Below are 14,928 nucleotides of genomic sequence, written 5' to 3' on the forward strand. Positions count from 1 at the left end.
ATGCGAAGCCGGAGTGGCTGCCGCGCCTACTCCTTCTTTTCGATATTCCAGAACACCGGGGTCGCCGGGCCGGTGAGCACGCCGGTCAGATCCTTGCGCCAGACGCTCGGCGACGTGTACTGCCCGAGCGGGATGTAGATCACCTTGTCGTAGACTTCCTTCTGGATTTCCGCGGCGAGCTTCTTCTGCTCCTCCGGCGAGGTCGAGCGGGCGAACTTGTCGCGCAGCTCTTCGATCTTGGCGTCTTCCGGCCAGCCGAACCAGCCGCCGTTCTTGCCCCGGCCGCCGGTCGAAACATTGGCGATCGGGTTGAGAATGTCCGGGCCGGCCCAATTGGTGAAGAACATGTTCCAGCCGCCTTCCGCGGGCGGCTTCTGGCTGGCGCGCCGCGTCACCACGGTCTGCCAGTCGGTCGCCTGCACGTCGACCTTGAAGCCGGCCTCGCGCAGCAGTTGCGCCGCCACGATCGGCTGCGCCTTGAGCGAGACCACATCGCCCGGCGCCATCAGCGCCACCGGCGTGCCGTCATAGCCGGACTCGGCGAGCAGCTTCTTGGCCTCGGCCATGCCGTTGCCCTTCACCAGCGACTCGGAGCCGACATCGCTGGCCAACGGCGTGTTGCAACCGAACACGGCGCCGCAGATCTTGTAGTAATCGGGATTGCCGACCAGCGCGTCGAGCACCGGCTTCTGGCTCAACGCCAGGAACGCGGCGCGGCGGACCTTGAGGTTGTCGAACGGCGGATACAGGAAGTTCATCCGGCCGAGCGTCTGGAAGCCGAGCGGACTGAGCGTCTGGATCGTCAATTCGTTATCGGCCTTCAGCACCGGCAGCATGTCGAAGGACGGCGCCTCGATGAAATCGATGTCGCCGGACTGCAGCGCATTCACCGCGGTCTGCGCGTCCGGCATGGTGATCCATTCGACACGGTCGACCTTCACCACCTTGCCGCCCGAAGTCCAGCTCGGCGGCTCCTTGCGCGGCACGTAGTCGGTGTTCTTGACGTACACCGCCTTGACGCCCGGCTGGAACTCAGCGGCGACGAACTTGAAGGGACCGGACCCGATCTGCTCGGAGATCGCCTTGTCCGGCGAGGTTTCGGCCAGACGCTTCGGCATCATGAACGGCACCAGCGACGACGGCTTGCCGATCGACTCGAGCACCAGGCCGTAGGGCTCCTTCAGCTTCAGCGTGATGGTCTTGGCGTCGGTGGCCTCGAGGCTGGCGGTGAAGTCCATGAGCTTCTGGCCCATGCCGTCCTTCTGGCCCCAGCGCTTCAGCGAGGCGACGCAATCCTCGGCGGTGACCGGCTTGCCGTCGTGCCATTTCAGGCCGTCGCGCAATGTGAAGGTGTAGGTCAGCTTGTCGTCCGAGACCTTCCAGTCCGCCATCTGCGGCTGGACCTTGAAGTTGGAGTCCATCGCCAGCAGGGTGTCGTAGACCATGTAGCCGTGGTCACGCGTGATGTAGGCGGTCGTCAGACCGGGATCGGTGACGCGCAGGTCGGAATGCATCACCGCCTGAATGGTCGTGGCATCGGCAAACGCAGGCAGTGTCAGCGAAGCTGCTAGCGCCAGCGCCGGCAGCGCGAATTTCGACGCAGCTACTGAACGCAGCCAATGCGAAGTTCGGATCATTATGATTTCTCCTGGCGTGAAACTGACCAAACCCAGCTGATTGCTTGGGCAGCGTGAGAGACGATAGGGCATCAAGGCTCACGCATTGCGCGCCGCAACACCCTGATCGCAAAGACTTGCACCAAGCGTGCCAGGCGTCAATCTGCTCCCGCAGAGCAGCATGCGGCAGGCCGGGATGGCCGCTCGCGCATCTTTCACTTTACAAATTCACGCGCAGTCATTCTCGTAGCGCCAGCCAGAACCGTGAGTGTACGAATGAACCCAGCCAATTTGCCGTTCGATTCAGAAACAATGCTGCAGGGCCTGCGCGCCTGGGTCGAATGCGAAAGCCCGACCTGGGACGCCGCCGCCGTCGGGCGCATGCTCGACCTCGCCGCGCGCGACATGGCGGTGATGGGGGCGTCGATCGAACGCATCGCCGGACGGCAGGGCTTCGCCGGCTGCGTCCGCGCGCGCTTTCCGCATCCGCGGCAGGGCGAGCCCGGCATTCTGATCGCCGGCCATCTCGACACCGTGCATCCGGTCGGCACCATCGAGAAACTGCAATGGCGCCGCGACGGCAACAAATGCTACGGCCCCGGCATCTTCGACATGAAGGGCGGCAACTACCTGACGCTCGAAGCTGTTCGACAGCTCGCCCGCGCGTCGTTCACGACGCCGTTGCCGATCACCGTGCTGTTCACGCCGGACGAGGAAGTCGGTACGCCGTCGACCCGCGACGTCATCGAGGCGGAGGCTGCACGCAACAAATACGTGCTGGTGCCGGAGCCGGGCCGCCCAGACAACGGCGTCGTCACCGGCCGCTACGCGATCGCACGTTTCAATCTGACGGCGACCGGCAAGCCCAGCCACGCCGGCGCCACGCTGTCGTCGGGCCGGTCCGCGATCCGCGAAATGGCGCGGCAGATACTGGCGATCGACGCAATGACGACGGAAGACTGCACCTTCAGCGTCGGCATCGTGCACGGCGGGCAATGGGTCAATTGCGTCGCGACCACCTGCAGCGGTGAAGCGCTCAGCATGGCCAAGCGGCAGGCCGATCTCGATCGCGGCGTCGAACGGATGCTGGCGCTGTCCGGCAGCAGCAACGACGTCTCCTTCGAGGTCACCCGCGGCGTCACGCGGCCGGTCTGGGAGCCCGACGCCGGCACCATGGCGCTGTACGCGAAGGCATCCGCGATCGCCGAACAGCTCGGACTGAAGCTGCCGCACGGCAGCGCCGGCGGCGGCTCCGACGGCAACTTCACCGGCGCGATGGGGATCCCGACTCTCGACGGTCTCGGCGTGCGTGGCGCCGATGCCCACACGCTGAACGAGCATATCGAAGTCGATAGTCTGGCAGAACGCGGACGCCTGATGGCCGGACTGCTCGCGACTCTCGAATGAGTGTCGCCGGCGGCGGAACATTCATGCCATGCCGCGTTTCGTGGCATGGGAATTGCTGAATATTCTGGTGAAGATCACCGAACTTCGCTCACCGCAGGTCCAGACGATAATGACACACACCAGTCACCGAATAAGTTCTGCTAATCGGCACTCTGCATCAGCGATGGAGCCCCGATGCTCGGCTATCTGATCCGCCGCATCCTCGCGGCGATTCCGGTGATGGGCGTGGTCGCGCTCGTCGTCTTCCTGCTGCTGCGGCTGACGCCGGGCGATCCGGCCGCGATCCTCGCCGGCGACAACGCATCACCTGAACAACTCGCGCGCATCCGCGCGTCGCTCGGCCTCAACGAACCGCTCTACATCCAGTTCTTCACCTGGGTCGGCAAACTGCTGCACGGCGATCTCGGCGTCTCGCTGATTTCGCAGGTGCCGGTGCTGAAGATGATCAGCCAGCGGATCGAGCCGACGCTGAGCGTCGCGATCGCCACCATCATTCTCTCGATCGTCGTCGCGGTGCCGCTCGGCGTGGTCGCCGCGTGGAAGCACGGCACGTGGATCGACCGCTTCGTGATGGGGCTGTCGGTGATCGGCTTCTCGGTGCCGGTGTTCGTGATCGGCTATGTGCTGATCCAGATCTTCGCCATCGAGCTGCGCTGGTTTCCGGTGCAGGGTTTCCGAACGATGGCGCGCGGCTTCGGGCCGTATTTCGAGCGGCTGGTGCTGCCGACGCTGACGCTGTCCTTCATCTACATCGCGCTGATCGCCCGGATGACCCGCGCGGCGATGCTCGACGTGCTCGGCGAGGACTATGTCCGCACCGCGCGCGCCAAGGGCATCACCGAAAGCCGCGTGCTGCTGCGCCACGCGCTGCGCAACGCCGCGGTGCCGGTGATCACCGTGATCGGCACCGGCTTCGCGCTGCTGATCTCCGGCGTCGTCGTCACCGAGAGCGTGTTCAATCTTCCCGGCATCGGCCGCCTCACCGTCGACGCGGTGCTGGCGCGCGACTATCCGGTGATACAAGGCATGATCCTGCTGACCTCGGGCATCTATGTCGCCGTCAACCTGCTGATCGACGTGGCCTATACGCTGCTCGATCCGCGGATCAGATATTAGAGGCGCGCGATGGCCATCGATAGTCTCCCCGAATCCTCGATCCCGATCACGCGGCCGTTCGGACAGAGGTTCGAATTTCTGTACTCCAGCCCGATCATCGCCGCGGCGTCGATCTGCCTCGCGCTGGTCGTCGCCTCCGCGGTGTTCGCGCCGTGGCTCGCGCCGCATGACCCGCTGCTGCTGGCGCCGGCGCAGCGGCTGAAACCCGCCAGCGCCGAATTCCTGCTCGGCACCGACGCCTATGGCCGCGACGTGCTGTCGCGCATTCTCTACGGCGGCCGGATCTCGCTGCTGATCGGCGTCGGCGCCGCGATCGTCAGCATCGCGATCGGCCTCGTCATCGGCCTGGTTTCGGGCTTCTTCAAATGGATCGACGCCGTGATGATGCGGCTGATGGACGGCCTGATGGCGATCCCCAGCATCCTGCTGGCGATCGCCGTGGTGTCGCTGTCGGGCGCCAGTCTCACCACGGTGCTGATCGCGATCACCATCCCGGAAATCCCGCGCGTCGCGCGGCTGGTGCGCTCGGTGGTGCTGTCGGCGCGCGAGGAGCCCTATGTCGAGGCCGCGATCTCGCTCGGCTCCAGCCTGCCCAAGATCATGGTGAGGCATCTGATGCCCAACACCGTGGCGCCGCTGATCGTGCAGGGCACCTATATCTGCGCCTCGGCGATCCTCACCGAAGCGATCCTGTCGTTTCTCGGCGCCGGCATCAGCCCGGAGACGCCGACCTGGGGCAACATCATGGCCGAGGGCCGTGCGCTGTTCCAGATCAAGCCGTCGCTGATCTTCTGGCCCGGCGTGCTGCTGTCGATCGCTATCCTCAGCGTCAACCTGATCGGCGACGCCGCCCGCGACGCGCTCGATCCACGGATGAAACAGCGGGAGAGCGCGCGATGACGGCCGAGTTTTCCTCTCGTGTCCCGGACGCGGTGCGGCGCGAAGTGCCGCGCCGCAGATCCGGGACCCCGGTTTCGCAGCCGAACGACCGGGACCCCGGATCAGCAGCGCACCACGCCGTAAAAACGGCGCGCTGCGCCGCATCCGGGGCACAGACTCATCGCAAGCGAGCAATGCGGACATGACCGACAACGTTCTCGAGATCGACAACCTCATCGTGCAGCTCGGCAGGAGCGGCGACGGCGACAAGGTGATCGACGGAATTTCGCTATCGGTGCGGCCCGGCGAGACGATGTGCCTGGTCGGCGAAAGCGGCTCCGGCAAATCGGTGACGTCGCTGGCCACGATGGGGCTGCTGCCGAAAGGCGTGCTGCATGCCACCGGCGGCGAGATCCGGCTCGCCGGCGAGAACGTGCTCGCCGCCAGCGAGCGGCGGCTGCGCCAGTTGCGCGCCTCCAGGATGGCGATGATCTTTCAGGAGCCGATGACCGCGCTCAATCCGGTGGTGCCGGTCGGCAAGCAGATCGACGAGGTGCTGCGCTTCCACACCGATCTGGGCGCCCGCGCCCGCCGCCAGCGCATCCTGGACATGATGGAGCAGGTCCGCCTGCCGGAGGTCGAGCGGATCTTCGCGTCCTATCCGCACCGCCTCTCCGGCGGCCAGCGCCAGCGCATCATGATCGCGATGGCGCTGGTGCTCGAACCCAAATTGCTGATCGCCGACGAGCCGACCACCGCGCTCGACGTCACCACCCAGAAGCAGATCCTGACGCTGATCCGCGAATTGCAGCAGGCGCACGGCACCGCGGTGCTGTTCATCACCCACGACATGGGCGTGGTCGCCGAAATCGCCGACCGCGTCGCGGTGATGCGGCACGGCCGGCTGGTCGAGACCGGGGCGCTCGACGCCGTGCTGCGGCGGCCTGCGATGGACTACACCCGCAATCTGCTGTCGGCGGTGCCGAGCCTGGTGCCGCGGGCGCCGCGCGAGGCCAGCCGGCTGCCGGTGGTGCTCGAAGCCAACGAACTCGGCAAAGTGTATCGCGAGCGTTCCTTCCTCGGCGGCCGACGCGAAGTGGTGGCGGCCAAGGACGTGACGCTGACGCTGCACAAGGGCCGCACGCTCGGCATCGTCGGCGAAAGCGGCTCCGGCAAATCGACCGTGGCGCGCTGCATCGTCCGGCTGATCGATCCGACCTCGGGCGGCATCCGCCTCGCCGGCCGCGAAATCTCCGATCTGTCGCGGCGGCTGCTGCGGCCGCACCGCAAGAAGATCCAGATCATCTTCCAGGACCCGTATCGCTCGCTCAATCCGCGCGTCAGCGTCGGCGAGAGCATCGCCGAGGGGCCGATCAATTACGGCGTGTCGCGCGCCGACGCGATGGAGAAGGCGCGGCAATTGCTCGAACTGGTGCATCTGCCGGCGGACGCGATCTCGCGCTATCCGCACCAGTTCTCCGGCGGCCAACGCCAGCGCATCGCGATTGCCCGCGCGCTGGCGCTCGATCCCGACGTGCTGGTGGCCGATGAAGCGGTGTCGGCGCTCGACGTCTCGGTGCAGGCCCAGGTGCTCGACCTGCTCGACGAGATCCAGACCCGGCTCGGCATCGCGCTGCTGTTCATCACCCACGATCTGCGCGTCGCAGCCCAGATCTGCGACGACGTCGCGGTGATGGAGAAGGGCGTCGTCGTCGAGCAGGGCCCGGCCGCCGAGGTGCTGACCAATCCGAAACAGGCCTACACCCGGCAACTGCTCGAAGCCGCCCCCGGCCGCGGCTGGGATTTCGCGAATTTCCGCCCGGTGAGCGAGGCGCCGGTCGTGGCGGTGAGTTAAGTATCCACCCCTTCCCGAGTCATTCCGGGGCGCGCGTAGCGCGAACCCGGAATCTCCCTTTTCACCACCTCTGGATTCCGGGTTCGCTCACTGCGTGAGCGCCCCGGAATGACGGAGCAAGACAACCAAGAGACAACCATGACCCGTATCGCCGTCGGCGGCTTTCTGCACGAGACCAACACCTTTGCGCCGACCAAGGCGACATGGGACGATTTCGTCCATGGCGGCGGCTGGCCGGCGATGACCACCGGCGCCGAGGTGCTGAAGGTGATGCGCGGCATCAATGTCGGGCTCGCCGGCTTCGTCGAGGACGCCGAGAGCAAGGGCTGGGATCTCGTGCCGACCATCGCCTGCGGCGCCAGTCCCTCCGCGCATGTCTCCGAGGACGCGTTCGAGCGCGTCGTCAAAGCAATGATCGACGGCATCGCCGCTGCCGGGCCGCTCGACGCGGTGTATCTCGATCTGCACGGCGCCATGGTCACCGACCATCTCGACGACGGCGAAGGCGAGATTCTCGCCCGCGTGCGCCAGGTGATCGGCCCCGATCTGCCGCTGGTGGTCAGCCTCGACCTGCACGCCAACGTCACGCCGGCGATGATCGCGCACGCCGATGCGCTGATCGCCTACCGCACCTATCCGCATGTCGACATGGCCGACACCGGCCGCGCCGCGGCGAAGCACCTCGATCTGCTGCTGCAGAGCGGCGCGAAGTACGCCAAGGCGTTCCGGCAATTGCCGTTCCTGATTCCGATCTCGTGGCAATGCACCTTCGATGAGCCGACCAGGGGCATCTACGGCAAGCTCGCGGCGCTGGAGAGCGACGCGGTGCCGACGCTGTCGTTCGCGCCGGGCTTTCCCGCCGCCGATTTCCCCGATTGCGGACCGAGCGTGTTCGCCTATGGCCGGACGCAGGCCGACGCCGACGCCGCGGCCGACAAGGTCGCCGCGCTGGTGATCGGCCACGAGAATGATTTCGACGGCACCATCCATTCGCCCGACGACGGCGTGCGTCTGGCGATGGAGATCGCCAAGACCGCGGCCAGGCCGGTGATCATCGCCGACACCCAGGACAATCCCGGCGCCGGCGGCGATTCCGACACCACCGGGATGCTGCGCGCATTGGTGCGAAACGACGCGCAGCGCGCCGCGATCGGCGTGATCTACGATCCGGCGTCGGCGCAGGCCGCGCATGCCGCGGGCATCGGCGCGACCATCAGGCTCGCGCTCGGCGGCAAGTCGGGCATCGCCTGCGACGCGCCGTATGAAGAGAGCTTCGTCGTCGAGCGCTTGTCCGATGGCCGCTTCGTCGCGCCGGGTCCTTATTATGGCGGCCGCGAGATGGAGATGGGGCCGTCGGCGTGCCTGCGCATCGGCGATGTCCGAATCGTCGTCAGTTCGCACAAGGCGCAGCTCGCCGATCAGGCGATGTACCGCTATGTCGGCATCGAGCCGACCGAACAGGCGATCCTCGTCGTCAAGAGTTCGGTGCATTTCCGCGCCGACTTCCAGCCGATCGCGGAGCAACTGCTGATCTGCGCCGCGCCCGGCGCGATGCCGGCCGACACCGCATCGTTGTCCTGGACGCGGCTGCGTCCGGGCATCCGCGTCAAACCGAATGGACAGCGGTTCGTCGGTCGAACTAACAGATGATTGACGTCAACTCCGCATGACTCGTCGCGCGTCTCAAACGAGACGTGGCGATGCGTACAAGTACGGATTTTTGCTGTGTCTGCGCTCTGCGTGAACACACTTCGATACCGTTTTTCTGATTAGTTTCATTTCGACGTCGCTGCGCTGGAACCAGACGAGTTCCACGCCATTTGCTCCTCAGATTTAATCGTCGAGGGCACTCAAAATGTCGGTCGTCAGCGAAGACCTTCTTCACCGAACCAATCAGAGCTACGCGCGCTCGAGCCTCGCCAATCCGGTCGGAGGCACACGGGCCGATATCGTCGCCAAAGTCGGGCGACTGGCGACCTACTCCCTTGGAGTTTCGTCGGGCGACGATACGACGCGGCCGCTGCTGCTGGTGCACAGTGTGAATGCCGCCGGCTCGGCTTTCGAAATGAAGACGCTGTACGACCACTACGCCAAGCATCGTCCTGTTCATGCGTTCGACCTTCCGGGCTTCGGCCAGTCGGACCGCGACGATCGTGAATACACCGCGCGGATGATGACCGACGCAGTGCACGCGGCAGTCGCGCGCGTGCAGGAGGTGCACGGGCAGCAGCCGATCGACGTCCTGGGGCTGTCGCTGTCGTGCGAATTCGTCGCCCGCGCGGCGGCCGAGAAGCCCGAGGCATTCGCCACCCTCGGCCTGATCAGCCCGACCGGTTTCGAAGGCAAGGCGCGCGACGCGCGCGTCCCGACCACGCGCGGCCAGTCGTGGCTGCTGAGCACGCTGCGCTTCCGGTTGTGGGATGAAGGCTTCTTCAAATTGCTGACGGCGAAGCCGGTGATTCGCAAATTTCTCGAGAAAGCCTGGGGATCGAAGAACATCGACGAGTCGATGCTGGAATATGACTACCATACTACCCACCAGCCCGGCGCACGCTATGCCCCGTACTACTTCGTGGCCGGCTTTATGTTCAGCAAGGACATTCTGAGCATCTACGAATCGCTCCGCCTTCCGGTCTGGATGGCGCACGGCGTCCGCGGCGACTTTGTGGATTATCGCCACAAGAGTCGTGTCGCCGGGCGATCGAACTGGACCATCGTGAAGTTCGATGCCGGCGCGATGATGCACTTCGAGGTGCTCGATCAGGTCGTTCGTTCGTACGATCAGTTCCTCGCTTTGTCAGCAGCGCCTGACGCCACCGTCGTCAGCGCCTGACAATCGGGGAGCGCCGCACGCATATGTGAAGCGGCGCTCCCTGGGATCAGTACATGGATCTGGTTTTCAAGTTGCATTCAGCGTCGCGAACGCTGTTAATTGCCGATGCAAGTCATGAGTTGAATTGCCGGACGACGAAGCACCACATGCGGAGGTGTTGAACGAGAATGAACTACGCAAGACTACTGACCGGCCCGACCGGTCACGACGAATCACCGGCGCATCCACTGACGCACCACGAAATCCTCGGATTGGTGCAGCCATTCACACGCCGCGACTTTCACGTCGATCTTGCCGCCAGCGATCGGATCAATCGGCGGCTGATCTTCAAGCCGGTCACGCATGACGAGGCCGATCACGCCGGAATCGACGCCAGCGAGATCCTGCAACTCGACAATCCGCGACCCGGCTTCAGCGTGCTGACGCGAACGCTGACGCTTGCAAGCGGCCTGGTGGCGACCCTCGAAACCCAGGGCGACGATCCCGCCGCCCTGCTGGCGCGGATCGAGACCGTGCTGCCGCAGCAGCAGTTTCGCTCGGTCGACGGCACGACCGTTGCGCTGAGCTATCGGCTGGTTCCGATCGGTAACGAGACCGGACAACCGTCAGCGGTGCATCGCGAGCTGTTGCGCGGCGAAGCCGAAATCGCAGGCTTCACCCTGGCGCTGCGTCCGGCCCAGGTCAAAGGCTATCCGGTCGAGATCGACATCACCCCGAAGACCGCCGACGCCGAATTGCCCGAGGATCTGCTCGCCGTGATCGGCTGGTCATGGTCGCCGCTGCGGAGAAAGAAAGCGGGCTGGACCGGCAAGATCAAGGTGCGCGGCCGCGAGCCGGAGCTGAGCCGGGCGATCGAGGCGCGGCTGGAGAAGACGGTGGCGCATCTGACCCACACCCTGGCGCGGCCGCCCGCTGCGTATCACGATGCGATGGTGCGGGCGCGGTGGGGCGTAACCCTGCGGCGCGCTGGCCCTCTGCTGTTTTTCGGCGGCCTGATCGCGGGCTCGGCGAGCCTGACGCTGGTCGACATCCCCCAGGACTCGATCTTCAACCTGCTGCTGATGGGTGCGCCGCCGCTGCTGATGTTCGGTGCCTTCGGCATGCGCGATACGCCGTCGCTGGAGATCCCGCCGTTCCCGCGCCGCATCGCGCGCGCCGCGTGGCAACCGCAGACCGGGACTGCGGCGCCGGAGACTCTCGACGTTCGTCCGACCTGAGCGAGGATTCGATCGATGCACGGCAACCCCATGAACATTCCTCCGGTCTCGATCGCTGCGGCGAAGGCGGCACTGATCGAGCAATATGCCGAGCCGACGCTGCGTCGGCGCGCGTCGATGCTGTGGGGGACGCGCGGGGTCGGCAAGTCGTCGGTGGTGCGCCAGGTCGCCGAGCACTACAAAGTGCCGCTGGTCGATCTGCGCCTCACCACGATCGAGCCGGTCGATATCCGCGGCGCGATTTACGCCGACGAGAATCTCGCCAAGACGGTGTGGTTTCCGCCCGAATTCCTGCCGTCGCCCGACCAGCGCGAGGGTCTGCTGTTTCTCGACGAGCTCACCGCCGCCGATCAGCGGCTGCAGATCTCGGCCTATTCGCTGATCCTCGATCGCCGCGTCGGCAATTATCAACTGCCCGACGGCTGGCTGGTGGTCGCCGCCGGCAATGCCAGCTTCCACGGCGCGATCAGCCACGACATGGGCACGGCGCTCGCCGACCGCATGTTCCACTTCAACGTCCAGACCGCGATCGACGCCTTTCTGAGCCACGCCATGGCGCGTGAATTCGCGCCGGAAGTGATGGCCTATCTCAAGATCCGCCCGGACAAGCTCGATGACACCCAGGCGCAGCTCGCCGGCGATCATCTGATCGGCGCCAGCCCGCGCGGCTGGGAGGATATCTCCAACGTGCTGAAATCCGGGCTGTCCGATCCGGCCAAGCGGCTGTTCGTGCAGGGCCGGATCGGCGCCGCCAATGCGGCGGAGTTCTTCGGCGTGCTGCGCGAGATCAGGGCCGGGGCCGACGTGGTGCGGCTGCTGGCGGCGCGGCCGGGCCCGGAGACCGCCGCACTGCTGCCGAAGACGCTGGATGCGCTCTACGGCATGCTGTACGGCCTGCTCGCCGCCTGCTCCGATCAGCCGACACTGGCGCGCGCGCTCGAAATCATCGAGCAGTTGCCGGATATCCGCGGCAACGTCCCGCTGCCGATCCGCGAGGCGCAGACGCTGGCGATGGAGCTGCTGATGCAGCGCGCGCTGGAGAACGGCCTCGAGGCCGCGATCTTCGACAGCCCGGCCTACGCCCGCTACGGCGAGCGCCGGCAGATGGACATGCAGGATGCCTGAGGCCGCCGCGCTGTATTGCCACCGCGGAACCCGCGCCATCCAGCGCATGGTCGAGTTCGCGCCGTCCACCGGCGGGCTGGCGCTGTGGGTGCGGCATCAGGACCTGCCGGCCGACAGCGACGCAGCGACGGTGGCGTTCACCGACGGCACCGTGGTGTATTACGGCGCCGCCTTCGACAAGCTGCCGCTGCCCGAACAGGTCGGCCTCGTCGCCCACGAGGTGCTGCACATCGCGCTGCGCCATCCGCAGCGCTTCGTCGAGCTGCAGCGCGTGATCGGCGATGTCGACCTCGAATTGTTCAACATCTGCGCCGACGCCATCGTCAACTCGACGCTGGCGCATCTGAGCTGGCTGACGCTGCCGGAAAAGTCCGTGATGCTCGAGCAGATCCTCGCCAAGGCGCTGAGGCGCGAGCAGGACGCCGAGGCGGCGCTGCTGGAATGGGACGTCGAGAAGCTGTATCGCGCGATCGACGATCGCGACAGCGACGGCAACAACGGCAAGTCGAAATCCGGCAACAAGTCGCAGTCCGGCTCCGAGGCCGATGCGTCCGGCTCCGGCGGCCGCGATCAGTCCCAGTCGCAATCCAATTCCGAACAGCAAAGCGCCGAGCAGCGCGCCGACGGCGCCCGCTCCGCCAAGGTGCGCGAACTCGGCGCCGGCAGCGCCCGCGATCTGGTGCCGAATCCGGAATCGCAATCGGCGCCGGAACACGAAGCCGAGCACGCCCGCGAATGGAGCGAGCGGATCCTGCGCGGCCACGCCGGCGACGGCGCGTTCTCGATGCTGCGCGCGCTGATCGCCGATCTGCCGCGCACCCGCACGCCGTGGGCGCAGGTGCTGCGCGTCCAGCTGGCGCGCGGGCTGGCGCGAAAGCCGTCGCTGACCTGGTCGCGGCCGGCGCGCTCCTACATCGCCAATCAGGGCCGCGCAGGCATTCACCGGATGCCGTTCGAGCCGGGGTTCAGCGCGAGCAAGAACGAGCCGCGGCTGGCGCTGATCATCGACGTCTCCGGCTCGATCGACGATGGATTGATGGAGCGCTTCGCGCGCGAGATCGAAACCATCATCCGGCGGCAGGAAGCGGGGCTGGTGCTGATCATCGGCGACGAGCGGGTGCGCCAGGTCGAGTTCTTCGAGCCGGGCCGTCGTTTCGTGCTGAGCGAGATCGAATTTGGCGGCGGCGGCGGCACCGACTTCACCCCGCTGCTGGCCGAAGCCGACCGCCACAGACCGGACATCGCCGTGGTGCTGACCGATCTCGAAGGCCCGGCCGATTTCAAGCCGCGCTGGCCGGTGATCTGGGCGGTGCCGGAGAATTACTCACATGCCGTGCAGCCGTTCGGCCGGCTGCTCGCGTTGAGCTGATCGAGGCCACGGCGCGGAAGAACGGCGCGGAAGACAGGAGCTCGACATGCTGCAGATCACCGGAGTTCCGGATGCGTGCGATAATCTGTCGCCGATCCCGATGGAATGCGACGCGTCGTTTCTGCCGGTCTCGGGAGAGCTGCCGCGCGAGCTCAACGGCACGCTGTATCGCAACGGCGCCAACCCGCAATTCGCCTCGCCGAACGCGCATTGGTTCTTCGGCGACGGCATGCTGCACGCCTTCCGCCTGGAGAACGGCCGCGCCTCCTATCGCAACCGCTGGGTCCGCACCCCGAAATGGCTGGCCGAGCACGAAGCCGGCCGGCCGCTCTACGGCGAGTTCAATCTCAAGCTGCCCGACGCGCCGCGCTCGGCGCCCGACGACGGCAACGTCGCCAACACCAACATCGTGTTCCACGCCGGCCGGCTGCTGGCGCTGGAAGAGGCGCATCTGCCGATGCAGATCGAACGCGACACGCTGGAGACGCGCGGCTATTGCGATTATGGCGGCGCGCTGAAGGGGCCGTTCACCGCGCATCCGAAGATCGATCCCGTCACCGGCGAGATGCTGTTCTTCGGCTACAACGCCGCCGGGCCGCTGAAGCGCACGATGTCGTTCGGCGCGATCGATGCGTCGGGTCAGGTGACGCGGTTCGAGCACTTCAAGGCGCCCTACGCGGCGATGGTGCACGACTTCATCGTCACCGAGCACTACGTGCTGTTTCCGATCCTGCCGCTGACCGGCAGCCTCTGGCGCGCGATGCGCGGCCGGCCGCCTTATGCCTGGGACCCCGGCAAGGGCTCTTACGTCGGAGTGATGAAGCGCACCGGCACGACCCGCGACATCCGCTGGTTTCGCGGCGATGCCTGCTTCGTGTTCCACGTCATGAATGCGTGGGAGGAGGGGACAAAGATCGTCGCCGACGTGATGCAATCCGAGGAAGCGCCGCTGTTCACCCATCCCGACGGCCGCCGCACCGATCCGGAGAAGGGCCGCGCGCGGCTGTGCCGCTGGAGCTTCGACCTCGCCGGCAACACCAACGCATTCAAGCGCAGCTATCTCGACGACATCAGCGGCGAATTCCCGCGGATCGACGAGCGCCGCGCCGGCCTGCGCAGCGGCCACGGCTGGTACGCCTGCGCCAGCCCGGAGACGCCGATGCTCGGGATGCTCACCGGGCTTGTGCATGTCGACGGCAACGGCCATCGCCGCGCGCGCTATCTGCTGCCGACCGGCGACACCATCGGCGAGCCGGTGTTCGTGCCGCGCAAGCCGGATTCGGCGGAAGCCGATGGCTGGCTGCTGACCGTGATCTGGCGCAGCTGCGAGAACCGCAGCGACCTCGCGGTGTTCAACGCCGCCGACGTCGCCGCCGGCCCGATCGCCCTGGTGCAGCTCGGCCACCGCGTCCCGGACGGCTTCCACGGCAATTGGGTGGCGGCGGGGTGAGCGTGGTCCGGCGCCCAAGGCGGCGTCCAGGGCGCCGGCCGCACCCACCCACACGGAACCG

Annotated in this window: 11 protein-coding genes; 10 read left to right on the top strand and 1 reads right to left on the bottom strand. The window is 66.4% G+C overall.

The genetic code is table 11. The features are described 5' to 3' along the window. Positions 1–26: 26 nt before the first annotated feature. Complete coding sequence (locus tag ACTZWT_RS12490; protein WP_444770008.1) at positions 27–1,637, bottom strand: ABC transporter substrate-binding protein; 1,611 nt, start codon at positions 1,635–1,637, stop codon at positions 27–29. Between the two features lie 255 nt (positions 1,638–1,892). On the opposite strand from ACTZWT_RS12490, the gene ACTZWT_RS12495 reads away from it, so the two are divergent. From ACTZWT_RS12495 to ACTZWT_RS12540, 10 genes are all read left to right on the top strand, one after another. After that, on the top strand, positions 1,893–3,023 hold the full coding sequence (locus ACTZWT_RS12495) for a M20/M25/M40 family metallo-hydrolase (RefSeq protein ID WP_444770009.1): 1,131 nt from the start codon (positions 1,893–1,895) through the stop codon (positions 3,021–3,023). Positions 3,024–3,197: 174 nt separating this feature from the next. After that, positions 3,198–4,139, top strand: coding sequence for an ABC transporter permease (locus tag ACTZWT_RS12500; protein ID WP_444770010.1), 942 nt, complete (start codon positions 3,198–3,200; stop codon positions 4,137–4,139). 9 nt (positions 4,140–4,148) lie between these two features. Further along, complete coding sequence (locus ACTZWT_RS12505; protein WP_444770011.1) at positions 4,149–5,039, top strand: ABC transporter permease; 891 nt, start codon at positions 4,149–4,151, stop codon at positions 5,037–5,039. A 181-nt stretch (positions 5,040–5,220) separates the two neighbouring features. Further along, positions 5,221–6,873 (top strand): ABC transporter ATP-binding protein, encoded by a 1,653-nt coding sequence (locus ACTZWT_RS12510; RefSeq protein WP_444770012.1) that lies wholly within the window; start codon positions 5,221–5,223, stop codon positions 6,871–6,873. A gap of 138 nt (positions 6,874–7,011) precedes the next feature. After that, on the top strand, positions 7,012–8,523 hold the full coding sequence (locus tag ACTZWT_RS12515) for a M81 family metallopeptidase (RefSeq protein ID WP_444770013.1): 1,512 nt from the start codon (positions 7,012–7,014) through the stop codon (positions 8,521–8,523). A gap of 205 nt (positions 8,524–8,728) precedes the next feature. Then, entirely contained in the window at positions 8,729–9,706 is a 978-nt protein-coding gene (locus ACTZWT_RS12520; protein WP_444770014.1) for an alpha/beta hydrolase, read from the top strand. A gap of 254 nt (positions 9,707–9,960) precedes the next feature. Continuing rightward, positions 9,961–10,923: a hypothetical protein gene (locus ACTZWT_RS12525; RefSeq protein ID WP_444770295.1), complete on the top strand. Its 963-nt coding sequence runs from the start codon at positions 9,961–9,963 to the stop codon at positions 10,921–10,923. Between the two features lie 15 nt (positions 10,924–10,938). Next, positions 10,939–12,048, top strand: a complete 1,110-nt coding sequence (locus ACTZWT_RS12530) for an ATPase (protein WP_444770015.1) — start codon at positions 10,939–10,941, stop codon at positions 12,046–12,048. Then, positions 12,041–13,417: a vWA domain-containing protein gene (locus ACTZWT_RS12535; protein ID WP_444770016.1), complete on the top strand. Its 1,377-nt coding sequence runs from the start codon at positions 12,041–12,043 to the stop codon at positions 13,415–13,417. Before ACTZWT_RS12530 ends, ACTZWT_RS12535 begins: the two co-directional genes overlap by 8 nt. Before the next feature lie 46 nt (positions 13,418–13,463). Further along, entirely contained in the window at positions 13,464–14,867 is a 1,404-nt protein-coding gene (locus ACTZWT_RS12540; protein WP_444770017.1) for a carotenoid oxygenase family protein, read from the top strand. The last annotated feature ends 61 nt before the right edge of the window (positions 14,868–14,928 follow it).

This window comes from Rhodopseudomonas sp. NSM, from assembly GCF_052445935.1.
In the GTDB taxonomy this organism is placed as follows: Bacteria; Pseudomonadota; Alphaproteobacteria; order Rhizobiales; family Xanthobacteraceae; genus Rhodopseudomonas.